The sequence below is a fragment of the Novosphingobium sp. 32-60-15 genome, from assembly GCF_002280675.1.
Classification (GTDB): Bacteria; Pseudomonadota; Alphaproteobacteria; order Sphingomonadales; family Sphingomonadaceae; genus Novosphingobium.
Window position 1 is genome coordinate 141365 of record NZ_NCEN01000004.1, and the last position, 25534, is coordinate 166898.

The 25534-nt window shown below is 57.3% G+C and carries 28 protein-coding genes and 2 riboswitches; of the genes, 10 read left to right on the forward strand and 18 right to left on the reverse strand.

What is annotated here, in order from left to right; translation table 11 throughout:
* Nucleotides 1–8 precede the first annotated feature (8 nt).
* Nucleotides 9–1376, reverse strand: a complete 1368-nt coding sequence (locus B7Y89_RS04620) for an MFS transporter (RefSeq protein WP_292936186.1) — start codon at nucleotides 1374–1376, stop codon at nucleotides 9–11.
* A gap of 124 nt (nucleotides 1377–1500) precedes the next feature.
* The gene (locus B7Y89_RS04625) at nucleotides 1501–2403 is read right to left on the reverse strand and encodes a DMT family transporter (RefSeq protein WP_292936188.1); all 903 of its coding nucleotides are present in this window, start codon (nucleotides 2401–2403) and stop codon (nucleotides 1501–1503) included.
* A gap of 274 nt (nucleotides 2404–2677) precedes the next feature.
* On the opposite strand from B7Y89_RS04625, the gene B7Y89_RS04630 reads away from it, so the two are divergent.
* A complete protein-coding gene (locus B7Y89_RS04630; RefSeq protein WP_292936510.1) occupies nucleotides 2678–4213 on the forward strand; it encodes a CpaF family protein in 1536 nt (511 codons plus the stop codon).
* Here B7Y89_RS04630 and B7Y89_RS04635 read toward each other — a convergent pair.
* Entirely contained in the window at nucleotides 4210–4428 is a 219-nt protein-coding gene (locus B7Y89_RS04635) for a hypothetical protein (RefSeq protein WP_292936190.1), read from the reverse strand. The genes B7Y89_RS04630 and B7Y89_RS04635 overlap by 4 nt on opposite strands.
* A 61-nt stretch (nucleotides 4429–4489) precedes the next feature.
* On the opposite strand from B7Y89_RS04635, the gene B7Y89_RS04640 reads away from it, so the two are divergent.
* Nucleotides 4490–5386, forward strand: a complete 897-nt coding sequence (locus B7Y89_RS04640) for a DMT family transporter (protein ID WP_292936192.1) — start codon at nucleotides 4490–4492, stop codon at nucleotides 5384–5386.
* Between the two features lie 90 nt (nucleotides 5387–5476).
* Nucleotides 5477–5608: an Entericidin EcnA/B family protein gene (locus tag B7Y89_RS04645; protein WP_292936194.1), complete on the forward strand. Its 132-nt coding sequence runs from the start codon at nucleotides 5477–5479 to the stop codon at nucleotides 5606–5608.
* Nucleotides 5609–5674: 66 nt separating this feature from the next.
* Here the strand turns inward: B7Y89_RS04645 and gcvPB are convergent, their stop codons facing one another.
* The 12 genes from gcvPB to B7Y89_RS04705 all read right to left on the reverse strand — a co-directional run bounded on the left by gcvPB (nucleotide 5675) and on the right by B7Y89_RS04705 (nucleotide 16421).
* A complete protein-coding gene (gene gcvPB / locus B7Y89_RS04650) occupies nucleotides 5675–7231 on the reverse strand; it encodes an aminomethyl-transferring glycine dehydrogenase subunit GcvPB (RefSeq protein ID WP_292936196.1) in 1557 nt (518 codons plus the stop codon).
* A complete protein-coding gene (gcvPA, locus tag B7Y89_RS04655; protein WP_292936198.1) occupies nucleotides 7228–8586 on the reverse strand; it encodes an aminomethyl-transferring glycine dehydrogenase subunit GcvPA in 1359 nt (452 codons plus the stop codon). Before gcvPA ends, gcvPB begins: the two co-directional genes overlap by 4 nt.
* A 4-nt stretch (nucleotides 8587–8590) precedes the next feature.
* Nucleotides 8591–8962, reverse strand: coding sequence for a glycine cleavage system protein GcvH (gcvH, locus tag B7Y89_RS04660; RefSeq protein WP_292936199.1), 372 nt, complete (start codon nucleotides 8960–8962; stop codon nucleotides 8591–8593).
* Entirely contained in the window at nucleotides 8962–10104 is a 1143-nt protein-coding gene (gene gcvT / locus B7Y89_RS04665) for a glycine cleavage system aminomethyltransferase GcvT (RefSeq protein ID WP_292936512.1), read from the reverse strand. The genes gcvH and gcvT overlap by 1 nt, the downstream gene beginning before the upstream one ends.
* A gap of 51 nt (nucleotides 10105–10155) precedes the next feature.
* Nucleotides 10156–10279: riboswitch (glycine riboswitch) on the reverse strand.
* Nucleotides 10280–10380: riboswitch (glycine riboswitch) on the reverse strand.
* Nucleotides 10381–10433: 53 nt separating this feature from the next.
* Nucleotides 10434–11111 carry an NAD(P)H-binding protein gene (locus B7Y89_RS04670; protein WP_292936201.1) on the reverse strand — a complete coding sequence of 226 codons (678 nt, stop codon included), beginning with the start codon at nucleotides 11109–11111 and terminating at the stop codon, nucleotides 10434–10436.
* Nucleotides 11104–12279: a deoxyguanosinetriphosphate triphosphohydrolase gene (locus B7Y89_RS04675; RefSeq protein ID WP_292936514.1), complete on the reverse strand. Its 1176-nt coding sequence runs from the start codon at nucleotides 12277–12279 to the stop codon at nucleotides 11104–11106. Before B7Y89_RS04675 ends, B7Y89_RS04670 begins: the two co-directional genes overlap by 8 nt.
* A gap of 4 nt (nucleotides 12280–12283) precedes the next feature.
* Nucleotides 12284–12973: an amino acid racemase gene (locus tag B7Y89_RS04680; RefSeq protein WP_292936203.1), complete on the reverse strand. Its 690-nt coding sequence runs from the start codon at nucleotides 12971–12973 to the stop codon at nucleotides 12284–12286.
* Nucleotides 12974–13037: 64 nt separating this feature from the next.
* The gene (locus B7Y89_RS04685; RefSeq protein ID WP_292936205.1) at nucleotides 13038–13316 is read right to left on the reverse strand and encodes a hypothetical protein; all 279 of its coding nucleotides are present in this window, start codon (nucleotides 13314–13316) and stop codon (nucleotides 13038–13040) included.
* A gap of 94 nt (nucleotides 13317–13410) precedes the next feature.
* The gene (locus tag B7Y89_RS04690; protein WP_292936207.1) at nucleotides 13411–14868 is read right to left on the reverse strand and encodes an NAD(P)(+) transhydrogenase (Re/Si-specific) subunit beta; all 1458 of its coding nucleotides are present in this window, start codon (nucleotides 14866–14868) and stop codon (nucleotides 13411–13413) included.
* Nucleotides 14868–15152, reverse strand: a complete 285-nt coding sequence (locus B7Y89_RS04695; protein WP_292936209.1) for a proton-translocating transhydrogenase family protein — start codon at nucleotides 15150–15152, stop codon at nucleotides 14868–14870. Before B7Y89_RS04695 ends, B7Y89_RS04690 begins: the two co-directional genes overlap by 1 nt.
* 11 nt (nucleotides 15153–15163) lie before the next feature.
* Nucleotides 15164–16282, reverse strand: a complete 1119-nt coding sequence (locus tag B7Y89_RS04700; protein WP_292936211.1) for an NAD(P) transhydrogenase subunit alpha — start codon at nucleotides 16280–16282, stop codon at nucleotides 15164–15166.
* Nucleotides 16283–16298: 16 nt separating this feature from the next.
* The gene (locus B7Y89_RS04705; RefSeq protein ID WP_292936213.1) at nucleotides 16299–16421 is read right to left on the reverse strand and encodes an aa3-type cytochrome c oxidase subunit IV; all 123 of its coding nucleotides are present in this window, start codon (nucleotides 16419–16421) and stop codon (nucleotides 16299–16301) included.
* A 169-nt stretch (nucleotides 16422–16590) separates the two neighbouring features.
* Between B7Y89_RS04705 and B7Y89_RS04710 the strand changes: the two genes are divergently transcribed.
* Together B7Y89_RS04710 and B7Y89_RS04715 are read left to right on the forward strand one after the other, a co-directional pair.
* On the forward strand, nucleotides 16591–18009 hold the full coding sequence (locus B7Y89_RS04710) for a sigma-54 dependent transcriptional regulator (RefSeq protein WP_292936215.1): 1419 nt from the start codon (nucleotides 16591–16593) through the stop codon (nucleotides 18007–18009).
* A 19-nt stretch (nucleotides 18010–18028) separates the two neighbouring features.
* Nucleotides 18029–18796 carry an SDR family oxidoreductase gene (locus tag B7Y89_RS04715; RefSeq protein WP_292936217.1) on the forward strand — a complete coding sequence of 256 codons (768 nt, stop codon included), beginning with the start codon at nucleotides 18029–18031 and terminating at the stop codon, nucleotides 18794–18796.
* Here B7Y89_RS04715 and folP read toward each other — a convergent pair.
* The 3 genes from folP to B7Y89_RS04730 form a co-directional block, all read right to left on the reverse strand.
* Nucleotides 18793–19902: a dihydropteroate synthase gene (gene folP, locus B7Y89_RS04720; protein WP_292936515.1), complete on the reverse strand. Its 1110-nt coding sequence runs from the start codon at nucleotides 19900–19902 to the stop codon at nucleotides 18793–18795. The two genes, B7Y89_RS04715 and folP, sit on opposite strands and share 4 nt — an antisense overlap.
* Nucleotides 19903–19930: 28 nt before the next feature.
* Nucleotides 19931–21073 carry a site-specific DNA-methyltransferase gene (locus B7Y89_RS04725; RefSeq protein WP_292936219.1) on the reverse strand — a complete coding sequence of 381 codons (1143 nt, stop codon included), beginning with the start codon at nucleotides 21071–21073 and terminating at the stop codon, nucleotides 19931–19933.
* 206 nt (nucleotides 21074–21279) lie between these two features.
* Nucleotides 21280–21921 carry a ribonuclease HII gene (locus tag B7Y89_RS04730; RefSeq protein WP_292936517.1) on the reverse strand — a complete coding sequence of 214 codons (642 nt, stop codon included), beginning with the start codon at nucleotides 21919–21921 and terminating at the stop codon, nucleotides 21280–21282.
* Between the two features lie 10 nt (nucleotides 21922–21931).
* On the opposite strand from B7Y89_RS04730, the gene B7Y89_RS04735 reads away from it, so the two are divergent.
* The 5 genes from B7Y89_RS04735 to B7Y89_RS04755 all read left to right on the forward strand — a co-directional run bounded on the left by B7Y89_RS04735 (nucleotide 21932) and on the right by B7Y89_RS04755 (nucleotide 25534).
* The gene (locus tag B7Y89_RS04735) at nucleotides 21932–23074 is read left to right on the forward strand and encodes a PQQ-dependent sugar dehydrogenase (RefSeq protein ID WP_292936221.1); all 1143 of its coding nucleotides are present in this window, start codon (nucleotides 21932–21934) and stop codon (nucleotides 23072–23074) included.
* A gap of 54 nt (nucleotides 23075–23128) precedes the next feature.
* Nucleotides 23129–23806: a pyrimidine 5'-nucleotidase gene (locus B7Y89_RS04740; protein WP_292936223.1), complete on the forward strand. Its 678-nt coding sequence runs from the start codon at nucleotides 23129–23131 to the stop codon at nucleotides 23804–23806.
* 65 nt (nucleotides 23807–23871) lie between these two features.
* Entirely contained in the window at nucleotides 23872–24708 is an 837-nt protein-coding gene (gene dapD / locus B7Y89_RS04745; protein ID WP_292936225.1) for a 2,3,4,5-tetrahydropyridine-2,6-dicarboxylate N-succinyltransferase, read from the forward strand.
* A gap of 98 nt (nucleotides 24709–24806) precedes the next feature.
* The gene (locus B7Y89_RS04750) at nucleotides 24807–24965 is read left to right on the forward strand and encodes a hypothetical protein (protein ID WP_292936227.1); all 159 of its coding nucleotides are present in this window, start codon (nucleotides 24807–24809) and stop codon (nucleotides 24963–24965) included.
* Between the two features lie 164 nt (nucleotides 24966–25129).
* On the forward strand, nucleotides 25130–25534 hold the full coding sequence (locus B7Y89_RS04755; RefSeq protein WP_292936518.1) for a DoxX family protein: 405 nt from the start codon (nucleotides 25130–25132) through the stop codon (nucleotides 25532–25534).

The window sequence follows — 25534 nt, forward strand, 5'->3', positions numbered from 1 at the left end:
GCTTCAATTTATGCCGGCATGGGTTGAGCGGTCGTGGCAACAGCCCTACCCTCACGCACCCAAAGCACCGAGAAGCCGGCAAGCACCAAACAAGCGCCACAAAACATAAGCATGTTCCTCGGGTCACCGCCGAGCACTTGCTTATAGGCATCAAAGCCGATCGCTACGAAGCCAAGATCAAGACGGCTCATCAACACCGCAAACAGCAGCATCGGTATCACGATCATCATGTTGAAAATGCCCATGTAAACGCCGGTACGCTGGGCTGGAATTGCGTTGCTCAATATCGCATAAGGGTTGCCCATGATGCTCCCCCAGGCAATACCAATGCCAACCGCAGGCAGGAACAGCAGGAACTTGTCCGTGATATTGGGCAAGGCAAACATGCCAATTCCGCCCGCAAACAAGCACACCGCGTGTAACGGAGCAGGGCCCATACGCTTGGCCAGCGGGACCATTGAAAACGCCGTTATGAACGCGATGGCGTTATAGAACGCGGCCACTTCACCGTTGGTTAGTACTGCACTGCGAAACGCACTGCTGTGCACGTCGCTGGTGCCGTAAACCGTGCGGCTCATTGAATAGACAGCGTAAGTCCAATAGCCGGACATCGCCGCCCATTGGAACAAACTCATCAACCCTAGTTTGCGCATGGCCACCGGCATTTCCGCAATCGCACTACCAATCTCGCGCAGCGTGGCCATTCCGCCCTTGGGCTGCTCTGCAATATGCGCGCGTTCTTCACCGGTCAGTGGCAATTCCGGAACACGAAGGATCGACCATACAATCGTTGAGAGCGACAATACCGCCCCAACAATAAACACCACGCGGACCGTGTAAGGAATGCCGTGGTCATCCACCCAATCCTGGTTCATGCCAAAGCCCACCAGCAGCGAAGGCGTAAGGAAAGCAAGCATTTGGGCAAGTCCGGTGAACGCACTTTGCGATAGGAAACCGGTCTGGCGTTGATCCGGGTTCAGCCGGTCAGAGACATAGGCCCGGTAAGGCTCCATCGTGATGTTATTACCTGCATCTAGGATCCATAGAAGCGACATCGCCATAAGGATCGAACTCGACAGCGGCATAAAAAACAGGCCTGCCGTGCATAGGACCGCGCCGATCAAGAAATAGGGCGTACGCCGCCCCCACTTGCTATCGGTCCGGTCACTCAATGCGCCAATAATCGGCTGCACCAACAAGCCTGTAATCGGCCCGGCAAGCTGCAACATCGGGAGTTGCGATTCATCGGCGCCCAAATAGCTGTAGATCGGGCCCATGTTGCCCTGCTGCAAGCCAAAGCTGAATTGTAACCCGAGAAACCCGAGGTTCATCTCAAGGATCCGCGACAGCGGCAGATGCGGACGTAGGACACTCATGCGCAGGCTCTCCCACCGGGTTTCGCTGACCCGTTACCGCATAGTGTCATAACCGCGATGTGAAAACAACAATCGATTGCATAAGAAATCCCATGCTTGTGGTGCGCACAAGCCAAACTGTCCTTTAGTCAGTCAAAACCGTCTCAGGCGGGGCCTTTCCGCTTCGCCACAAGTACAGCCCCGCAACTACAATTACCGCTGAGCCGAGCAGAGCTAATGCATCGGGCCGCTCACCAAACAAGACCCAGCCAAATCCACCAGCCAGCAACAACTGCACATAAGTCATTGGCGCAATCGCGCTGGCATCTGCACGTGTTGTAGCGATGAACAAGCAGGCGTGCGCAGCCGTCGCTGTCACCGCTATCAATGCACACTTGGCAATCACAGTGGCAGACGGGATCGCCACTGCAAAGAATGCCAAGCCGCTAAAATGGCCGGTAACTGTCGCAAAAAACAAACAAAAGGCACCAATCGAAGCGACGTTGAATTGCATCGCCAGTGCGCTGCCAGTGCCTGCCACTTTGCGATTTGCAATCATCAAAAACGCCATGCCTGTTGCAGCTAGAACGGGCAGCAACGCTACCCAACCCAACAGACCAAAATTCGGCCTCAAGATGATCAAAACGCCTGCAAAAGCAACGGCACTGGCAATCCATGTTTCCCGCCGCAGGGGTTCTTTGAGGATTAACGCCGCCAACAAAGCGGTGATCATCGGGCTCGTAAAGGAAATCGCTGTAGCTTCTCCAATTGGCATCAATTGCACTGCGCTGAAAAACGACACAGCAGAAATCGAGACACTCAATCCCCGCAGCATTTGCCAACGGAATTTTGGGTATGCAAACCCTGCCCGCCCTTCCCGCGCAAACAACACCGCGCCAAGGCCAACCGCGCCAAGCAAATACCGTAGCGCTGAAATTGCTGTGCCAGGCCACATACCCGCCATGCTTTTAACCACTGCATCGCCCACTGACAGCAACGCAAAAGCCAGCAGCGCAAAGACAAGCGCCGATCTGTGACCGTTTCTCAAATTTTCGTTCCCGAATAAATCTGCAAGCGCCTGATCAATCGCGCGTTCGCAGTCCTCTAGTATCTAGTTTAACCCTGCTCCAGAACAAAGATGAAAGCATGCAACAAGGGTAAGCATCGACTTCTGGCCAAAACCTTTGTGGGCTCAATTCCTTTGCAACGCCGTTAGGAAACTCTGAAGGATTTGCATGTAATTAACCCTTATCAATGGCGTGGCTGATGCAGGAAAATCCTGCGTCTCGCTCACTGTCCAACAGCGTACCGGGGTGAAATACATGAGCGCTTTCGGGCGAAAAAATGGGTTACCGGGCAATGCAGGTGGAGGCGCTCGCCTCTCCTTTGGCGTTGCACGTCCCATGCAAGGCAGCGACAATGGCGCAGCAAATTCGTCCGCTGCGCAACCGTTGGGTGGTGAACAATTTCCACCACTTCCGGCACAAGATCCGTCAGAGGCACCGGTCAACGGCGCAACCCTGAAGGCCGATGCGCTAACCCGCCTTGCCGATCGCGCCAATGGCGTGAGCGAGGGCAATTATCAGGCCGAAGGTTTTGAAGCATCGGTTCACAAGATCAAGGAACAGGTACTTCCCCGCCTGCTTGAACGCGTTGATCCCGAAGCTGCGGCAACGCTAACCAAGGAAGAGTTGTCGGAAGAATTCCGGCCAATCATCCTCGAAGTGCTCGCCGAACTCAAAGTCACCCTCAACCGGCGTGAACAGTTCGCGCTGGAAAAGGTGCTGATCGACGAACTGCTCGGCTTCGGTCCGCTGGAAGAACTGCTCAACGATCCGGACATCACCGATATCATGGTCAACGGGCCAGAGCAGACTTACATCGAAAAGAAGGGCAAGCTGGTCATTGCCCCAATCCGTTTCCGCGATGAAAGCCATTTGTTCCAGATCGCCCAGCGCATCGTGAACCAGGTTGGCCGCCGCGTCGACCAGACCACGCCGCTGGCCGACGCCCGCCTGAAAGACGGCAGCCGCGTTAACGTGATCGTTCCGCCGCTCAGCTTGCGCGGCACTGCAATCTCCATTCGAAAGTTTTCCGAAAAGCCGATCACGATCGACATGCTGCGCGATTTCGGTTCAATGTCCGACAAGATGGCCACTGCGCTGAAAATTGCGGGCGCTTGCCGGATGAATGTGGTTATTTCGGGCGGTACGGGTTCAGGCAAGACGACGATGCTCAACGCCTTGTCAAAGATGATCGATCCGGGTGAGCGCGTGCTGACCATCGAAGACGCCGCCGAACTTCGGCTACAGCAACCGCACTGGCTCCCTCTGGAAACGCGTCCGCCAAACCTTGAAGGACAAGGCGCGATCACCATTGGCGATCTTGTGAAGAACGCCCTGCGTATGCGACCTGACCGGATCATCCTGGGCGAAATTCGTGGCGCGGAGTGCTTCGACCTGCTCGCTGCCATGAACACCGGCCACGATGGCTCAATGTGCACGCTTCACGCCAACTCCCCACGTGAATGCCTTGGCCGTATGGAAAACATGATTTTGATGGGCGACATCAAGATCCCGAAGGAAGCCATTTCGCGCCAAATTGCAGAATCGGTCGATTTGATCGTGCAGGTAAAGCGCCTCCGTGATGGTTCACGCCGTACCACCAACATCACCGAAGTGATCGGGATGGAAGGCGACGTGATTGTCACGCAGGAATTGTTCAAGTTCGAATATCTTGATGAAACCGAAGACGGCAAGATCATCGGCGAATTCCGCCCTTCGGGTCTTCGCCCATATACGTTGGAAAAAGCCCGACAATTCGGCTTTGACCAAGCGTATCTCGAAGCCTGCCTCTAACTGCCAAACCACTCCCTCGCCGCAAGTCCCGACAGGACAATGGCGGCGAGGAAACTGGTTAGATATATCGCGGTCCAAGGCATAAAGCCTACTGCATCAAGGTTTTTGCGCCGTAACCGGCGTCGCTCGGCCCAGATTGCCGCTATCGCCATGCCAAGCGCCACAGCCCCCAAAACCGCGTGATATTGCCAGACGTGCGCAAACCAATCTTCCATGCCGCGCCCCATGGGCAAGTAAGGGCTTGATCGCAAGTGTCCTTGGCCTAAGGGCTAAACAATGCCTTCGCATGACCGCCCCATGTATGCGCTTGCGCTGCGCTTAGTTGCTACGGTCCTGTTCTCGGTCATGCTTTTGTTGGTGAAGCTGACAGGCGAACGGGATGTACCTTTGCCAGAAACGCTTTTCTGGCGGCAATGCCTGCCCGCTCTGGGCATATTCAGTTGGCTCTTGATGCGAGGCCAGTTGCATCGCCTTAAAACGAAGCGGCCTTGGGTCCATGCGCGGCGCGCGCTGATCGGCGGGGCCGGAATGTTTCTGACACTTGGCGTCGTGCGCATTCTGCCTTTGGCCGAGGCAACAGTTCTGGGCTTCACCACGCCTATGTTTGCCGTAATGCTGTCAGTCATACTGCTGAAAGAGCGCGTGGGCATCTGGCGTTGGTCAGCCGTTACCGCTGGATTGGCAGGCGTCATCATCATTGCAGGACCGAACAGTGGCAGTTTGCCTATGTGGGGCGTTGCAGTTGGCATTGGTGCGGCATTCATGGTCGCGTTAGTCACAGTTCAAGTTCGCGATCTTGGCCGGACCGAAGAACCTTTGACGGTGGTCTTCTATTTTTCGGCGATCAGCGCTCCATTTCTGGGGCTGTTCTTGTTCAAGACAGGGATAAGTCATGATCTGACGTCGTGGCTGATGCTGGCTGGTATCGGTTTGACAGGCATGTTTGCGCAAGTGACCATGACGGCATCCCTGCGCTATGGCTCGGTCTCAAGCGTCATGGTCGTCGATTACATCCAACTGGCCTGGGCAACCTTTTGGGGTTGGCTCATCTTCGATCATATGCCGCCGGCTTCAACATGGCTTGGCGCGCCGGTCATCATCGGGGCAAGTTTGCTGATCGTTTGGCGTGAACACAGCCTCGGCAAAATTCGCGCGGTTGCTATCAAAGGCTGACGGAACCGTCAGCCAGTTCCCGCGTTCTCACTTTCGTTCAGTTCATGATGCGCCACCTCGCGCATCACACTTTTCCGAAAGGTGAAAACCATGATCCGCAAGTTCGTTATGGCCACGATGATGGGTGGCCTGTTGCTGGGCGCTAGCGCTTGCAACACTGTCAAGGGCGCAGGCGACGACCTCAAATCCGTATCGAAGACCACCGAAGAAGCCATCAACTAAGCTTCCAGAGGTTCAATCCTCGCCGTAAAGGGCCGCCGTGGGTATGCCACGGCGGCCCTTTCCACATCAGGCGTGCTTGTAAACCAACTTTGGTTTACGCGCGGCCAATGTTTCATCAAGACGGCGGCGCGGAGCAAGATGCGGTGCGCTTTTCAACAATTCATCGCCCGCTTTCGCCCGTTCTGCCAGCGAACGCATCGCGCCGATGAACTGGTCAAGCCCGGCCTTGCTCTCGGTTTCGGTCGGCTCCACCAGCATCGCACCATGAACGACCAGTGGGAAATAGACGGTCATGGGATGATAACCCTCGTCGATCAGGCCCTTGGCCAGATCGAGCGTCGAGAACCCATCGGCAAAACCATCATCGCTGAACAATGCCTCATGCATGCAGTGCCCTGCAGGCCCAAATGGCGCCTCAAGCACATCGTCAAGGCTACGCAGAACATAGTTCGCGTTCAGCACCGCATCACCCGATACTTGCCGCAAGCCGTCAGCACCGTGGCTGAGGATATATGCAAGGGCCCGCGTATACATGCCCATCTGGCCGTGGAACGCGCACATCCGCCCAAACGCCTGTGGATGTTCAAGGTCAGCATCCTCCTCCTCGATCAGCTTGATCGAACCGTCCACTTGACGTGCGGTGAATGGCAGCGGTCCAAACGGTGACAGTGCTTCGGACAAAACGACCGGCCCTGAACCGGGACCTCCACCGCCATGCGGCGTTGAAAACGTCTTGTGCAAATTGATGTGCATCGCATCTACGCCGAGATCACCCGGACGGACCCTGCCGACGATGGCGTTGAAATTCGCCCCATCGCAGTAAACATAGCCCCCGACGGCATGCACCGCATCCGCGATGACCTTCAAATCACGCTCAAACAACCCGCAAGTGTTGGGGTTGGTGATCATAACTCCAGCCACATCAGGGCCTAGCCGCGCGGTAAGCGCCGTCACGTCGACGCGGCCATCAGCGGTCGCAGGGATGTTTTCGACGCGATAGCCTGCAAAAGCAGCTGTCGCGGGATTGGTGCCATGCGCGCTTTCGGGCACGAGGATCACTTCACGCGGATCCCCTTTGGCTTCGAGCGCGGCGCGGATGCACAACAATCCGCAAAGTTCGCCATGAGCGCCAGCCTTGGGCGTCATCGCCACACCGTGCATTCCGGTCAATTTTATGAGCCACACTGCCAATTCATTTATGGCAGAAAGCGCGCCCTGCACAGTTTGTACAGGTTGCAGCGGATGAACGTCAGCAAAGCCGGGCATCCGCGCCACCTTTTCGTCCAACCGCGGATTGTGCTTCATCGTGCACGATCCCAGCGGAAAAACACCAAGGTCAATTGCATAGTTCTGGCGTGACAAGCGCGTGTAATGACGCACCGTTTCAGGCTCTGACAAGCCGGGCAAGTTCGGTGCAGTCTTGCGTACATTGGGGCCGAGCGCCGAAAGATCGAAGTCTGCCACGACATCGAAATCAACGCCCGAACGATCCGACGAGCCAATTTCAAACAAGAGTGCTTCTTCAAGCTGCAATGCGCGGTTGCCGGTGAAAGTTTCAATTTCACGCGTAATTGGGGCAGTCCCCATGGCAGGACGCCAGCCCGACGGGTTGAGTTCGTTCATGCCAAAACCTCCTCAAGCGCCGCCGCCAGCGCTGCAATATCATCTTCGGTTGTGCATTCCGTGGTCGCGATCAACAGGCCGCCAGAAAGCGCGTCCACGTGCGGATAGAGCCGCCCCATCGACACCCCGCCCAAAATCTGCCGGTCGGCCAGATCACGCACCACTTGCCGTGCATCCTTGGGCACAGTCACTGCGAATTCATTGAAGTAATGACGGTTGATCACCGTAACGCCCTGAACATTGGCGAGCCGCTCAGCCGTCTGGCGAGCACGATGGTGGCTAAGCTTGGCCATATTCGCCAGCCCGGTTCCGCCCAGCAGCGTCATGTGTACAGAAAACGCCAGCGCGCACAGGCCGGAATTGGTGCAGATGTTGCTCGTCGCCTTCTCGCGGCGGATATGCTGCTCGCGCGTTGAAAGCGTCAGCACAAAGCCGCGCTTACCATCGGCATCTACGGTTTCGCCACACAGACGTCCCGGTATCTGGCGCACAAACTTTTCACGGCAGCCGAACAGGCCAAGGTAAGGCCCGCCAAACTGCAACCCAACGCCCAGTGCTTGGCCTTCACCCACCACGATATCCGCGCCAAGGCTGCCAGGGCTTTCCAAAAGGCCAAGTGCCACCGGTTCAGTCACAACCGTGATGAGTAAAGCGCCCTTGGCCTGGGCTGCGGCGGCGATCGCTGCGAGATCAGGAATTCGGCCCAGTACATCGGGATATTGCACCACGACGCAGGACGTTTCACCGTCAATCTTTGCGATCAAATTGGCATCATCAGGATCGGGAAGCAGTTCGGGAACGGAGATGTCCAGCACGTCGTCGGTAAACTTCGCCATCGTGCGCGATGTTTCGACATAGTGCGGATGCAAACCACCAGAGATGATCGCTTTATTCCGGCGCGTGATGCGCGCTGCCATGGCGATGGCTTCCCAGCACGCAGTGGATCCATCATAAAGCGAGGCGTTGGCGATGTCTGTGCCGAAAAGACGCGCGACTTGCGTCTGGAATTCGAACAGCACTTGCAACGTGCCCTGTGCGATTTCCGGCTGATAGGGCGTGTAAGCGGTCAAGAATTCACCGCGCTGGATCATGTGATCAACCGTAGCGGGAATATGGTGGCGATATGCGCCTGCGCCCAAGAAGAACGGCACTGACCCAGCAGTGATGTTGTTGGCTGAAAGCTGAGCCATGTGACGTTCAACAGCCATTTCGCTGGCGTGATTGGGAAGGCCGGCAATCGGCGCGGTAAGGCGCGCATGTTCAGGCACATCGGCGAAAAGCTCGTCGATGGAACCTGCGCCGATGACCGAGAGCATAGCGCTCCGGTCAGTGGCGGTCAGGGGAAGGTAGCGCATCGGCTTATAGCTCCGCTACGAATGTCTGGTACGCTGCTTCATCCATCAAACCGGCAAGTTCGGAAGGATCAGACAGTGTCATCTTCCACAGCCATCCTTCACCCTCGGCATCGGAATTGACCAGTTCGGGCTGATCTTCAAGCGCTGCGTTGACAACGGTAACCGTGCCGGAAACCGGCGCATAGACGTCCGATGCAGCCTTGACGCTATCGACCACTGAGGCGCTGTCGCCCTTCGCAACTGAGGCATCGACGGCAGGCACTTCGACAAAGGTAATGTCGCCCAATTGGCTTTGGGCGTAATGGGTTATGCCAACGGTTGCTTCGCTGCCTTCAACCGCGATCCATTCGTGGTCCTTGGTGAAATAGCGCGTCATCAAGCGGCTCCTTTGCGGTAATAGCGATGGGGAATGAAAGGCATCGGCGCGACGGTGGCAGCAAGCTTGCGCCCCCTCACATCGATGAAAAGTGAAGTGCCGGGTGCGGCATGTGCCGTGGCGACAAAGGCCATCGCGATGGGCCGTTCCAGGCTAGGCGAAAAACCACCTGACGTGACTGTGCCGACTTCGGTTTCGCCAGCAAGAACGTTGGCCCCTTCCCGTGCGGCCATGCGGCCTTCGATCAGCAGACCGACGCGGCGTGTTGCTGTGCCATTGGTGATCAGCGGCAGAATGTCCTCAGAACCGGGGAAGCCACCTTCCATCCGGCGGCGCTTGTTTATGCCGAACAACAATTCGGCGCTAACCGGATCAACATCGGCGTTCATATCGTGACCGTAAAGCGGTAAGCCCGCTTCAAGACGCAGACTATCACGCGCTCCAAGGCCAACCGGCTTCACCTGGCTCTGCGCACATATCAAATCCGCAATCTCGGCAGCATTTTCGGCCGGAACTGAAATTTCAAACCCGTCCTCGCCGGTATAGCCAGAGCGGCTGATCCATACATCAATACCGGCAAGTTTGAATGCTGCGCCGCGCATGAAACTTAGCGACGATAGCGCCTGATCACCAGTAACCAGAGCTTCCAAGGCCTCGGCAGCCTTCGGTCCCTGCAACGCGAAGAGCGCACTATCATCGAGGTGGTTGAGCGTTACTTCGTCGGGCAAAAACTCCCGCAAATGGGCGATATCATCCCATTTCGTGGCGCCGTTGACGACGAGGTAGAAACCGCTTTTCCAGCGGGTAACCATCAGGTCATCAAGAATGCCGCCGCTCTCATTCAATAGCAGAGAATAGCGCACACCTCCCACTGGAAGCGTCGACAGGTCAATCGGCAAGATTGCCTCAAGCGCCGCTTCAACGGCCTCTCCGGACACATAAAGCTGACCCATGTGTGAAACATCAAAGAAGCCTGCGCTGGACCGCGTCCAAAGATGCTCGGCAATAATGCCTTCAAACTGAACCGGCATCCAATAGCCCGCAAAGTCGACCATCCGGCCACCACGCGCACGGTGCCAAGCGTCCAACGGAAGCGCCAACGGGCCAACCGGCTCGGCATCAGCGTCTTCAATTTGATCAATATCGTATGTGTCGCTCACAAATCAGTTCCCCGTACAGTTCAGACGCCAATCGGCGCCCCCTCTGTCACGGAAACCTGAGAGCTTTCCCCCGCCCCCCTCTCCAGAAGGGTTTCATGGGGTTACCCCTTCGGCGGCCCCCTTCTGTTGAAGGGTAGCACTTTCCAGAGCGTCGCTATCGACCCACGCGGTCCATTTGCCTGAGAGATTCCGGGGCGGTTGCTCCTTCGGCGTCTCACGATTCTGAACGAATCGAGAGAACTCTCCCGCGCGATCAGCGACATCTCTACTTCGCTGCAGTGCAACGTGAAGTCAACCACGCCCTAGCACCCTTATCCCCGGCGCAGGATGCGCCGGAAATCATCGTGCTCCAAAACGAGACGCCCACGCTGCTTGTTGCCTGCCAAAGTCAAAATAACTTGGGCCAAATCTGCGGCTTTTACCGAACGATATTTGCGCATTGGCCCGACCAACAGCAAATCCACTAGCGGACTGAAGAGCATGCCCCAGCGTTCTGCCCGACGCGGCGGGCCTTCACGATGTCCGCGCAAAAGCCCCGGACGGATGATATCAAGCCGTTCGAAATGCAGCTTGGCCAATTTGTCCTCCACCTCGCCTTTGACCGACAGATAGAAGTTCTTCGAGGCAAACTGTGCGCCAACCGATGACACGACGATCAATTGCCGCGCGCCGGCGGCTTTTGCCGCAGCAGCGCATTGCAGCACCAGATCATGATCCACAGCGCGGAATGCAGCCTTGTCACCTCCGACAGTTTTGATCGTAGTGCCAAGCGCAATCACTACGGTGTGCGGCCGCCCGGCGGCAATCGCATCGGGCCAATGCTCTGTTTCGGAAAGCAGCAATTCCATGCGCGCGCCTTTGGGCAACGGCACTTCCCGCCGCGCGACAGCAACCAAATGTATGTTGGGCCGCCCGACAGCATCCTCTATCACCGCCCGCCCGATCAAACCGGTGGAGCCTACGAGGACAACGCGGGTTTGATCAGACATTGCGCAGGCCTTCTGGCGTCTCACCAAACAACCGTGCGTAGCTATCAATCGCATAACGATCAGTCATGCCAGAGATGAAATCCGCGATGTGCCGTGTCCGTGCAGGCTCTGTGTGCGGCAGGGTAATCCGCCAGCTAACGGGCAACAGCGCAGGATCATTGGCATATGCACCAAACAAGGCCGCAATTACATCTCGCGCCCGATCTGCCGTGGCGCGCTGTTCATCGTGCAAATACAACCGGTCGTACATGAACTGCTTTAGCGCGCGTTCTTCCTCGCCCATCGCCGCCGAAAATGTAGCCAGCGGGCGGTCTGCTGCCCGCACATCCTCGACGCTCATGACGCCCGTGTCAGTTAAGCGCGCCCGCGTTTCAGCGATGACGTCGTTGACCATCCGCCCGATCTGCCCGCGCACCAATTCACGCAACATACGGTCTTGCGGTGCCCCAGGGTAACGCTGCTCGATCAGGCGCCATTGTTCGGCAACCGCCGGCAACTCCATCAAGTCGTCAAGGTTTAAGAACCCCGCACGCAAGCCATCATCGATGTCGTGGTTATCATAAGCGATATCATCTGAAATCGCAGCAACCTGCGCCTCCAACGATGCGAAAGTTGGAAGGCCCAAGGGATAGGCTGCATCAAGTTCTCTTAACGCCCACGATGGCTGCAGGATCGGGCCATTGTGCTTGGCAAGGCCCTCAAGCATCTCCCACGAAAGATTGAGGCCTTCGTGCCCACAATAGGGGCTTTCGAGCCGCATCAGCACGCGCAAGGTGTTGGCATTGTGGTCAAACCCGCCCGCACTCTCCATCGCCGCCTCCAGCGCATCCTCGCCAGCGTGGCCGAACGGTGGATGACCGATGTCATGCGCAAGGCACAGTGCTTCGGTCAGGTCCTCGTCCAACCCCAACGCTCTTGCAATCACCCGGCCAATTTGCGCCACTTCAAGGCTGTGCGTGAGTCGGACGCGATAGTGATCACCATCAGGCGCGATGAACACCTGGGTCTTGTGGCGCAGACGGCGAAAAGCGATGGAATGGATAATCCGGTCACGGTCGCGCTGAAAGTCGCTGCGCGGCCCTCGGGCAGAGCCGCCATCGGTAAGAAATTCGCGTCCACGCGATCGCGCCGGATCGCTGGCGTAAAGCGCGCGGCCTGAACTTGTCATCGGATCAGCCGAGTATCCATTCGACAGCGGCTTCGGCATGGATCCGTGTGCAATCATAGATTGGCAGGACATTGGCGTCGACATCGACAATCATATCAAGTTCGGTGCAGCCCAGCACAGCTGCTTGTGCGCCCTGATTGCCCATCGTGGTGAGCATCGTTTTGAGCGTACGTTCGGCAGCGCGCGTGACCTTGCCCTGCATCAGTTCCTCGTAAATGATCCGGTCAACTTCATCGACCTCTTCCATGACGGGCGGCAACAAGGTGATGCCATGGGCCACCAAGCGTTTGCGATAAAAGCTTTCCATCACAACGTTCCGCGTGCCCAATAAAGTCGCACTGGTGATGCCGTCAGCTTTCATTTTGCTGCCCACGACTTCGGCGATATGAATCACCGGAACAGAGATGGCCGCTGCCACTTTGTCATAGGCTTTGTGCATGGAATTGGCGCCGATCAACACCGCCGTGGCACCGGCCTGTTCAAGCCTACGGGCGCTATCTGACAGGATTTCTGCGGCATTCGCCCACTGCTCAGGCGTCGAAAGGCGCACAAGGTCAGCGAAGTTGAGGCTTTCAATCAGCAATGGCGCGCTGACATCGTGGCTTGTGCGCGCCTGAACCAGTTGGTTGATATCTTCGTAATACGTGCGGGTCGAAACCCAGCTCATGCCGCCGATAAGGCCGATCTTGCGCAAAGTCCGATACTCCCAAGGCTGTCCGGCAACGGCCTTACGAAAGGTGGCCGGACAGGTCTAGGGCCTACCGCTTTTCCGGCGCAAAGCCCATGGCGCAGAGCGCGGCAGCAGTGGTTGTGACGCCAAGCAGTTCCGCATCACCGATGCGGCGTACTGTCGCGACGTAATCGGAAAGACCGCGCTTGGGCCCTTGCAAAGCCTGCAGCTTCTGAAGTTGCCCGATAGACAATCTGTCTGTCATCCGGTCTGCCATGCAGGCGGCGTTGGCATTAGATAGACCGGCATCAACCAAGGCTGATCTCACGCGTCCCTCTGCCAGCTTGGCAGGGGCACACGCAGACATTGTCATAACAGCAACGGTAAGGGTTACTGTGGCACCCAACGACCAGCCATAGTTAGGCCGTTGTCGAATGCCGAGTAACCCCTGCCCATGCCTATCAATGTCCCAGAGACTTCACGATATCTTCAACCATCTTCTTTGCGTCAGCCAGCAACATCATCGTCTGGTCCATGTAGAACACGTCGTTGTCGACACCGGCATAGCCGACCCCGCCCATCGAGCGCTTCACGAAGAAAATCGTCTTGGCTTTGTCCACGTCGAATACAGGCATGCCATAGATCGGTGAGGACTTGTCGGTTTTTGCCGCCGGATTGACCACGTCGTTCGCGCCGATGATGAAGGCAACGTCAGCTTGCGCAAACTCGCTATTGATGTCTTCCAGTTCGAAAACTTCATCGTAAGGCACGTTGGCTTCAGCCAAGAGCACGTTCATGTGCCCGGGCATACGGCCTGCAACCGGGTGGATAGCGTACTTCACGTTGACGCCATGAGCCTTCAACTGGTCACCCATTTCACGCAAAGCGTGCTGCGCCTGCGACACCGCCATGCCATAGCCTGGTATGATGATGACGCTTTCAGCTTCCTTCATCATGTAAGCCGCATCTTCTGCCGAGCCGCGCTTCCACGGGCGCTGTTCGCGGGCGGCGCCGCCACCTGCCTCTGGGGCTGCGCCAAAGCCGCCCGCGATCACCGAGATGAAGCTGCGGTTCATGGCCTTGCACATGATGTAAGACAGGATAGCGCCTGATGATCCGACGAGCGCGCCCGTCACGATCATTGCGGTGTTCTGAAGCGTAAAGCCCATCGCCGCTGCGGCCCAACCCGAGTAGGAATTGAGCATCGACACAACCACCGGCATATCCGCGCCGCCGATAGGAATGATCAGCAAGAAGCCGATGATGAACGCAAGCACGGTAAGCGTTGCGATGACCCAAACCGATTGGTCTTGTGTGAACCAGGCCGTCAAGGCGATGATCGCAAGCAAGGTGCCAAGGTTAAGCGCATGACGCCCCGGCAGCATGATCGGCGAGCCGCTCATCTTACCGGCAAGTTTGAGAAACGCGATGATCGAACCGGAAAAAGTGATCGCACCAATGGCAATACCAAGGCCGAGTTCAATACGGCTTACCGGGTTGATTTCACCGTTGGGCAGGAGGATGTCGAAGGCTTGAGGGTTCAGGTAAGCCGCAAGGCCGACCAGGACTGCCGCGAGGCCGACCAGCGAGTGAAAAGCCGCAACCAGTTGCGGCATGTCCGTCATCTTGATCCGCCGTGCGGTAGTAAGTCCGATGACCGCACCCACAGCAATGGCTGCAAGAATTTCGCCGAATGAGAAGAAGTCAGGCCCGACATAGCTGTTGAAAGCATCACCGGCTTTCATCGGCATGTGCGTAACCAACGTCGTCACGACCGCGATGGTCATGCCGATCATGCCATAGCGGTTGCCCGCGCGGCTGGTGGCTGGGCTGGAAAGCCCGCGAAGTGCCAGAATGAACAGGACACCCGATACGAGGTAGGCAAAAGCTACCCATGGAGAAACAGCGACGTGTTCCATCACTTCTTCTCCTTCTTCTTGTACATTGCCAGCATGCGTGCCGTAACGGCAAAACCGCCGAAGATATTGACCGATGCCAGCACCACCGCAAGCAGGCCCAGCCACTTGGCTGAAGGGCTACCAGCGGCAGCCGAAGCGACCAGCGCACCCACCACGATCACCGAAGAAATCGCGTTAGTAACGGCCATGAGCGGCGTATGAAGCGCCGGGGTCACCGACCAGACGACGTAGTACCCGACAAAGCAGGCGAGCACAAAAATGCTCAGGATCGAGATAAAGTCCATGTCAGGCCCCCTCAGCCGAGCAGTCGTTCGTTCACCACTTTGCCGCCCTGCGTCAGGCGGATGGCCTTGCCAATTTCCTCGTCAAGAACAGGCTTGCCCTGTTCCTTGTCCCAGAAGGCTGAGAGGAAATTATAAAGATTGCGGCTGAAAAGTGCCGATGCGTCTGCTGCAAGATGCGTGGCGGTGTTCGAATAGCCGACGATCTTGACGCCATGCTTTTCAACAACTTGGTCTGCGACCGAGCCTTCGACGTTACCGCCCTGTGACACCGCCAGATCGAAGATCACCGAACCCGGTTTCATCGTGGCGATCTGGGCATCGGACACAAGACGCGGTGCGGCGCGACCCGGGATCAACGCCGTGGTAATCACAATGTCTTGTTTGGCAATATGCGCGGAAACCAGTTCGGCTTGTGCCTTCTGATATTCTTCGGACATTTCTGTTGCGTAACCGCCAGCACCTTCGCCTTCGATGCCAGCAACACTCTCAACAAAGATGGGCCTGGCACCGAGCGATTGGATCTGTTCTTTCGTGGCGGAGCGAACGTCTGTTGCCGAAACTTGCGCCCCCATACGGCGGGCTGTCGCAATCGCCTGAAGTCCTGCGACACCAACGCCCATGATAAATGCCTTGGCCGCCGAAACCGTACCGGCAGCAGTCATCATCATAGGAAATGCGCGACCATAGATATTGGCTGCAGTAATTACCGCTTTATATCCGGCAAGATTGGATTGCGATGATAGGATATCCATTGACTGGGCACGCGTAATGCGTGGCATGAATTCCATCGCAAGTGCTTCAAGCCCAGCTGCTGCATAAGCATCAACGCGGTCACGCTGTCCGAACGGATCAAGGCCGGCAACAACCAGCGCGCCCGGCTTGGCCGTTGTCAACAACCCGACGTCAGGGCCTTGTATGCCCAGCACAATGTCAGCATCTTTAGCAGCATCGGCAGCTACGACTTCGGCCCCGACGGTACGATAATCATCGTCTCCAATCGAAGCGCCTGTTCCTGCACCACTTTCCACGACGACCGATGCGCCGAGGGCAATGAATTTCTTTACAGTTTCCGGCGTTGCCGAAACCCGGCTCTCCCCTGCCGCGCGTTCCCGCAGGACGGCGATCTTCATTGCCCCTGCCACGCTGTTATTGGATCACTAGGATGATGAGCAGAACCAGCACGCAAATAGCGGGCGTGGACCACTTCACAAGGTTCACAAAGCCTTCGTAAGTCGCCTTTGCAGCCTTCATGTCATTTGCAGAAGCCATTTTCATCCCCAATATTGCTGCGCCATCTTGACGCGTCGGCGTTGCTCTAGCGTTCACACGCTTTCGGCTCAAGACCGTAACCGCCTCTTCAAGCTTAATCGCCTCTTTACTCTATGCGTCTATCGGTTGGCTCCTGTCGCAAATGTGGGGGGAGTGAGTAGAGCAAATCATGCAGGAGCCTGAACAACGCCTTCTCTTGCTCATCGATGATGAACCCGCGCAATGCCGCCTGATTACAGCGTTGGCTTCGCGTGAAGGATGGCGCACGATCATTGCACGCGATTCGGAAAGCGCCATTGCCACGCTCGGCACGCGTCAGGGCATGCAGCTTGGTGCTATCATTTTGGATCAATGGGTTCCAGGCGATGATGCGTGCTCTTTGATTGCCGAACTAAAGGCGCGCCGCCCTGCCCTGCCAATCTTGATGCTTACAACCAGCGCTTCGCCGTTATTGGCCGTAGAAGCGATGCGTGCCGGGGCGACAGACTATCTGATCAAGCCCGTGGCGCCTGAACGCCTGCTCCAAGCCCTGCGGAGCGCGACCACACGCGAAAGCGATGCTTGTGAATTGCAGCCTCTGACTGAAAAGATTGGGGCGACGCTCGATTTCGATTCGATGATCGGGGCAACGCCTGCTTTTAGGGCTGCTCTTGCTGTCTCTGCAAAGGCTGCGCGGACGCACGGAACGGTGCTGATTGAAGGTGAAAGCGGGACAGGTAAGGAGATGTTGGTGCGCGCCATGCACGCTGCCAGCCCCCGCTCCAAGACGGCGCTGCGCACGATCAACATCGGAAGCATTTCGTCAAACCAGATCGAATCGGTGCTGTTTGGCCACGAAAAGGGTGCTTTCCCCGGCGCTTTTGAGCGGCACATTGGTGCGCTTCAACACGCAGATGGTGGCACTTTGGTGATCGATGAGATCGACCGGATGCCTGAACCCATGCAGGACCGGCTCGTCCGTTTTCTGGAAAAGGGCGATGTCCAGCCCATCGGAGCGCGCCACTCTTTTCGGGTCGATGTGCGAATCATTGCTTGCGCCAATGCCGGCTTGCGCGATCTTGTGGACATGGGCGATTTTCGTGCAGACCTTCACGCGCTACTCGCCCAGACACAGGTCATCCTGCCGGCCTTGCGCCAACGTGCGGGTGACATTCCGGCGTTGGCAAGGCATTTTCTGACGCGGATCGGCGAACAACCGGGTTTGCGCGCGCTTGGCATCACAGATGGAGCGCTTGCCCTGCTGGCCGCGTACGATTGGCCCGGTAACGTGCGGCAATTGCAAGCAACCTTGTTCCGCGCTGCCGTGTTCTGTGAAGGCGAGGCACTGACCGCGCAGGACTTCCCGAACTTGTCCAACCTGATCGGCGAAGGCAACCGCCGCGCGCCAAGTGTTACAGATGGCGCGGGCGTCACACTGTTTTCGGCAGATGGCAACTTGCGACCACTGGAAGAGATTGAAGCAGACGTTATCCGATTGGCAATTGGCCATTATCGCGGGCGTATGACCGAAGTTGCGCGCCGCCTCGGAATTGGCCGGTCAACACTTTACCGCAAGCTTTCGGAACTGGGAATCGACAACGTCGCATGACCCGCGCTAACTTTCACTGATGACAAGTGAATCGGAATTCAGCGGCAAAATTGCGTTAGTCACAGGAGCCGGTTCGGGCATTGGCGCAGCGTGCGCGCGCTGGCTTGATGCACGTGGCATCGGCGAATTGATCCTGATCGACATGGATCGCAACGGGCTGAACGGCTTGGGCCTCACCTGCAAAATCAACGCGCTTGGCGGTGACATTTCGGAACCTTCGCTTTGGAAACTGCTGGAACGAGACCTGCCAAGGCTTGATTACGCGGTTCTGAATGCAGGAATCGCCAGCAATGGTGATATTGTCGACCTGGATATTGCCAGTTGGCGCAAAACGATGTCCGTCAATCTTGATGGCACTTTTCTGTCACTGCGCACCGCATTGCGCGTGATGAAACGGCAAAACAGCGGTTCGGTGGTGATCACGGCATCGGTGTCCGGGCTCAAGGCTGCTGTAGGAACATCCGCATATTCAGCATCCAAAGCGGCAACGATCCAATTGGCCAAAGTAGCGGCGGCTGAAGCGGCACAGTACGGCGTGCGGGTAAATGCCATTGCGCCGGGCGGCGTGGACACCGGTATTTGGGACCGAGCGGAATGGTTTGCGCCGCTGGTTCAACAACATGGCGGCAGGGACGAGGCTCTGGCAGCGATGGCCAAAGATGCAACGCCAATTGGCCGGTTCGCCCGCGCGGATGAAGTGGCAGCGCAAATCGGGTTCTTGTTATCCGATGCCGCCGCAACGATTACCGGCACATGCCTTGTCAGCGATGGCGGCGTTTCGCTTTAAGGCAACTGGCTGAAATCGGTTAGCGCCGCATCGCTTAATCCGCGCCAGACGTGCAGGGCCTGCACCGTTTCAGGCGCATCATGCACCCGCACGATCTGGCACCCTGCCTGCCATGCTTTGATTGCCAGCATGACCGACCCCGGCATACGCTGGTGCGACGGCACTTCGTTTGACAGTGCGCCGATTAAACGTTTGCGGCTCGCGCCGAACAGGATCGGCTGACCAAGCGCGTGAAACAGCGGCAAAGCGTTGATCAGCGCAAGGTTCTCGGCCAGCGATTTGCCAAAGCCGATGCCGGGATCAAGCAAGATTTTATCCCGCGCGATTCCCGCAGCCAAAGCGGCGTCGCGCCGATCACGCAAAGCATCAAACACATCGAATACAACGTCGTTATATTCACCATCTGCATGAAGATCGCCATCGCTGCCGGGGGCATGCATCAACACCACTGGCGCACCACTGTTGGCAACGATTTCCGCTGTTCGCAGATCGTGGCGCATTGCGGAGACATCGTTGACGATATGCGCACCTGCTGCCAGCGCAGCTTCTATCACCATTGAACGCCGGCTATCGATGGAGATCGCCGCACCACTTGCCGCCAATCGCTCGATCACCGGGACGACGCGCTTAACCTCGTCGCCTTCCCACACCGCAGCAGCGCCCGGACGCGTGGATTCTCCGCCAATATCAATGATACCAGCCCCTGCCGATAGCATCGCGTGGGCGTGGTCGAGCGCCGCATCCGGCTTATCCAGAAATTGGCCACCGTCGGAAAAACTATCGGGTGTTACGTTGAGAATGCCCATGATCTGCGGTTGATCGAGCCGGATCATGCGCGGACCACATGCCAAAGGGGCATGTACCTTGCGCAAGTTGTCCCACTGGTCAATGGCGTCTGCCGCCAGACCATCTGGCAGCGCAGCTACCGCGTCAGGCACATCGCCAGCGCCAAGGCGGCGGCGTGAAATAACCCTGCCACCTTCGCGCACGATCAGCGCAAAACGGCTTGCATAGGATAGCCCACCGCCAAGCCGGATCGCCTCGCCGTCTTCGGCTTGCGGGCTATCGACCAGAGCGATGGGGCGGATGTAAACGGTAGGCATCAGACGCCTTTACCGCCGCAATGGGTCACGCTCAATCCTCGACAGCGAGCAGGTATAACTGGCGCAGCGCATCAATCGGCTTGACCTCGCCTTCATGCTCGACATGCCAGAATGTCCAGCCATTGCATGACGGTGCGTTCTGCAGTTTTGCGCCAAGGCCGTGGATTGAACCTATTTCGGCATCGGATTGCAATGACCCGTCGGCGCGTACAATCGCGCTGATCTGGCCCTTCTTGGCCGTGAGTGTCATCCCCGGCGTCAAATATCCGCTTTCCACCAGCGCGCCGAATGCGACTTTAGGAGCAGAACGCTTTGATTGCATCGTCACCAAAGCGCTTTCATCCAGCGGCAGGGCCAGGGCGATACGCTCTTGCGCCACTTCGATGTAATCCGCTTCCCGCTCACATCCGATCCAGTCGCGACCAAGCCGCTTGGCCACAGCACCGGTCGTGCCCGTGCCAAAGAACGGATCAAGCACCACATCGCCCTTGTTGGTCGTGGCCAACATGACGCGATAAAGCAAAGCCTCGGGCTTTTGCGTGGGGTGCGCCTTGGTGCCATTGCGGCGCAGGCGTTCCGGCCCCGAACAGATCGGCAGGACCCAGTCCGAACGCATCTGCAGTTCATCGTTCAGCGTCTTCATTGCGCGATAATTGAAGGTGTACTTCGACTTCTCGCTTTTCGCGGCCCAGATCAGCGTTTCGTGCGCGTTGGTAAAGCGCGTGCCCTTGAAGTTGGGCATGGGGTTGGCTTTGCGCCAGATGATGTCGTTGAGAATCCAGAAGCCCAGATCCTGAAGGATCGTGCCCACGCGGAAAATGTTGTGGTAGCTCCCGATCACCCAGATCGAACCATCGGCCTTCAGCAACCGGTGCGCTTCAGTCAGCCATTCGCGGGTAAACTTGTCATAGACCGCAAAGCTGGAGAATTTATCCCAGTCATTGGTCACTGCATCTACATGACTGCCATCAGGACGCGCCAAATCGCCTCCCAATTGCAGGTTATAGGGAGGATCGGCAAAGATCATGTCGATCGATCCATCAGGCAGCTTGCGCATTTCCTCGATGCAATCGCCGCGCAAGATACGGTTAAGCGGAAGCGTCACCTCGCTCTTGAGCACCTTTGCCGGTGCTGCCCGAAGCGCTTTTGCGCGTTCTTTAAGTGCGACTGCCATGACGTGTCCTTAACCCTCGAATTGAAGGGCACAGGTGAGTCATTCGGGACTGCACGTCAAGCGGCGACTCGCCAGATTCCAACGAGTCGCAAGTGATGCAAAGGGAGAACGGAACGAGTCCGGATCGATATGTAGAGTCCTGCATGACCACTCGGACTCAACATATAGTGGTGTGCTTTGCAGGACTCACCGCGAAATTTTTTTCTTCACAGCAACTGCAATTGCGCCACCGGAGCGAAACTGCGGCGATGAAGCGGCGTTGCCCCATGCTGACGCAGCGCTGCAAGGTGCTCGGGCGTGCCATAACCTGCGTTGCGTTCCCAACCGTAGTGGGGATGATCAAGCGCTGCCAGCCGCATGATCCGGTCACGATGCTCCTTGGCGATGATGGAGGCTGCTGAAATGCACGGCTCTATCGCATCGCCACCGACAATCGGTCGCGCGGGCCAGCACCATTCCGGGCGTCGGCCCTGCGGGGTCAGGTTGCCATCGATCAACACTTCCGCGACAACTTCCTTTGCCAACAGCTGTTCGCACAGCGCCGATACGGCAAGCGTCATGGCCAACATCGTTGCGCCAAAGATATTCAGCCGGTCAATCTCTGCGGGGTCCACCACGCCCACAGCCCAACGGCAGCGGCGTTTGATCTTTTCCTCAAGGGTGGCGCGGCGGGCGGCTGTCAGTTTTTTGGAATCATCAAGGCCGGCAGGCCGCGGTTTGCACAAGATTACTGCAGCAGCGACAACTGGCCCCGCCAGTGGTCCGCGCCCCGCTTCGTCAACGCCAATAATCACGCCTGAGCAGGCATTGGACGAAAAGACACTGGCACTTGTTGCGCCGCTGGGCATTGTAGACGTCATGACGAATCCGATCCTGAAAACTCTATCGCCCCTCGCCCTGCTCCTCGCAAGCTGCGGCTCTTCTATTTCGGCAAAAGACCCTGTGACGGTCGATCCGGATGCAGCAGGCTTTGCCATTACCGACGTTGCGACATTTGACGAACCGTGGGCGATGGCTTTCCTTCCGGGCACGCCCATGGCCTTGATTACGGAAAAGAAAGGCAAGCTGAAGCTTTGGCGTGAAGGTGCAGCGTCGGCTGTGGACGTAAACGGTGTGCCGCCCGTTGCATATGCAGGCCAAGGTGGTTTTGGCGATGTCGTTGCAGCCCCGGATTACGCCACGTCCTGCTTGGTTTACCTCAGTTGGGTTGAAGCCGGTGATGGCGACACGCGCGGCGCGGTTGTGGCGCGGGCAAAGCTTGTCATCGGCGAAAAACCCACACTTGAGGGACTTTCGGTTATCTGGCGGCAATTCCCCAAAGTCACGGGTCGAGGCCACTATTCCCACCGCTTGGCGTTTTCACCCGATGGGAAATATCTTTATGTGACCTCTGGTGACCGGCAAAAATTTACGCCTGCCCAAGATTTGTCGGTCAATCTCGGCAAAGTGCTTCGCCTGCTGCCTGATGGAACACCGGCGCCCGGAAATCCCTTTGCGGACAAAGGCGGCATTTCGGCACAAATCTGGTCATATGGTCATCGCAACCTGCTGGGCATTGCCTTTTCGCCCGACGGGCGCTTGTGGGATATTGAACATGGACCTGCCGGGGGTGACGAGATCAATCTGGTTGAGCCTGCCAAGAATTACGGCTGGCCGTTGGTTTCTGACGGCGATCATTACGATGGCAAACCGATTCCTCGTAACGTTACGCGCCCTGATCTTGCCCAACCCGCAATCAGTTGGAACCCGGTTATCGCACCGGGCAACATGATTTTCTATACGGGCGCGTCCTTTCCCAAATGGCAGGGCCAAGGCCTTATCGCTGGCCTGGGGTCAGGCGGTATTGTGCGCGTGAGCATCCAAGGCAGCAAGATACACGAAATTGAACGGATCGATCTTGGCAACCGTATCCGCGAGATTGAACAGGCCCCCGACGGCTCACTTTATGTGCTGGAAGATGGTGATGGCGGGAAGTTGCGTCATCTCACGCCGAAGCCTTGAGCAGCTTCGGAACATTGACGAAACTACTCGCTGCTTCGTTTGACAGGATACCCCATGGCCTTTGATCCTACGCACGTCGATTGCTGGATCTTCGATCTTGATAACACGCTATATCCGCCCTCGACGCGTCTGTTTGACCAGATCGACGTGCGGATGGGCCAGTTCATCCAGAACCTGCTTGGCTGCGATCCTGTCGAAGCGCATCGTGTGCAGAAGCTTTACTTCCACGATCATGGTACGACGCTGTCAGGCCTGATGCATTATCATGCGATTGATCCTCACGATTTCCTGAACTTTGTGCACGACATCGACATGGCCCCGCTTGTCGCCGCGCCACGCCTTGCCGATAAATTGGCTGCTCTCCCGGGCCGCAAGCTTGTCTTCACCAACGGCGATGATGCTTATGCTGCGCGCGTTCTTGCAAGCCTTGGCTTGTCGGACAGCTTTGATGGCATGTGGGACATTCACGCGATGAATTATCGCCCGAAGCCAGAGCCTTCGGCATATGCAGGCCTTATCGAAGCTTTTGCAATCCGGCCTGAAACAGCCGTGTTCGTTGAAGATATGGCGCGTAACCTTGCACCTGCAAAAGCGTTGGGGATGCAGACGGTGTGGCTGGATCTTGCCACCGAATGGGGTGACCGCGCCAAAGACGACGCCGCCATAGATCTGATCATTGATGACATCGATCAATGGCTGGCACGTCTTGCCGATCATCCCTTGCTAGGCTAGGCGGCGCGCGAAATTGCTTTAAACATTGATCTTGCCGAACAGCAGAATCCCGACGGAGAAACACAATGACCGCTCAGCTTGAAGCCGCCATCGAAGCCGCTTGGGAAGACCGCGCCAATGTAACGCCTGCCAGCGACAGTGTGCGCGAAGCTGTTGAAGCCGTCTTTGAACTGCTGGAAAGCGGTCAGGCGCGTGTGGCGCAAAAAGTCGATGGCCAGTGGCAAGTAAACCAGTGGCTCAAGAAGGCTGTGCTGCTGTCGTTCCGCCTGAATGACAACGTGGTGATCGATGCTGGATCGGGCGGTGCGCCTGCCTTTGATAAGGTGCCATCAAAGTTTGAAGGCTGGGATGAAGCGCGCTTCCGCGAAGCTGGCTTCCGCGTGGTCCCCGGCGCGGTTGCCCGCAAAGGCGCACATATCGCCAAGGGCGTGGTATTGATGCCAAGCTTCGTCAACATTGGCGCTTTCGTTGATGAAGGCACAATGGTTGATACCTGGGCGACGGTTGGTTCGTGTGCGCAGATTGGCAAGAACGTGCACATTTCGGGTGGCGCTGGCATTGGTGGCGTTCTCGAACCGCTGCAGGCTGGACCGGTCATCATTGAAGACGGCGCATTTATCGGCGCACGTTCCGAAGTGGCCGAAGGTGTCATCGTTGGCGAGGGCGCGGTGCTTTCAATGGGCGTTTACCTTGGCGCGTCGACCAAGATCGTTGATCGCCAGACCGGCGAAGTCCACATCGGCCGCGTCCCGCCTTATGCGGTTGTGGTTCCCGGTGCGCTGCCGGGCAAGCCCTTGCCAGATGGCACACCAGGACCATCGTTGTACTGCGCTGTAATCGTCAAAACGGTCGACGCGCAAACCCGCAGCAAGACCGGCATCAACGAATTGCTGCGCGACTGATCCGGCGTTCCCGCGCGGTTATTACAGGCTGCCTCGGAACAGGGCGCGTGCCCAAGCGTAGAACCGGTAAGCACCGGAACTACAAAAGGAAATGCGCCATGGAACGCCAAGGCAATGAAACCCATATCACCACCGAAGAAGCCCGCGGTGGCCGAAGCAATCATGTGGTTCGGTGGGTTTTGGGGATCAGCCTGCTGCTCGCCATTGTCGCCCTCACCATCATCTGGGTAACCGGGGCCGTGATGACGCCTGGATAATATTGAGCAGGGCGGTGCTGACGTGATGATCGGTTGGGATATTGACCGGGATCAACGCGCCGCCTTGTTTGCCTGCGATTGACTCGGGTGCGCAGACGCAGCAAGCCTCGGCTTATGATATGCCTTCAACTGCGCCAAACGATCCGGCCATCTTCACCTTGCCCATGATGCGCACTATCCTGCGTTACGCTCTAGCAATCTTCTATCTGGCCGCTGGCATCATTCACATCGTTGCACCGTCGCCGTTCCTGACCATCATGCCAGCTTGGGTGCCTGACCCCGATGCGGTTGTATTCTGGACAGGTGTCGCAGAGGTGCTTGGCGCTATCGGGCTTGTGCAGTGGTTTTCACCGAAACTTCGCCGTGCGGCCGCGATTGGCCTTGCGCTTTATGCCGTTTGCGTTTTTCCTGCCAACATCAACCATTTCATCCTCGATATGATAAAGCCGGACGGCGGACTTGGGCTTGGCTATCATGTGCCGCGAATGTTTGCGCAGCCGCTGGTGATTTGGGCGGCGTTGTGGGTTGGAAGCGTGACCGACTGGCCGTTCCCCAACAAGTCCGGCTAA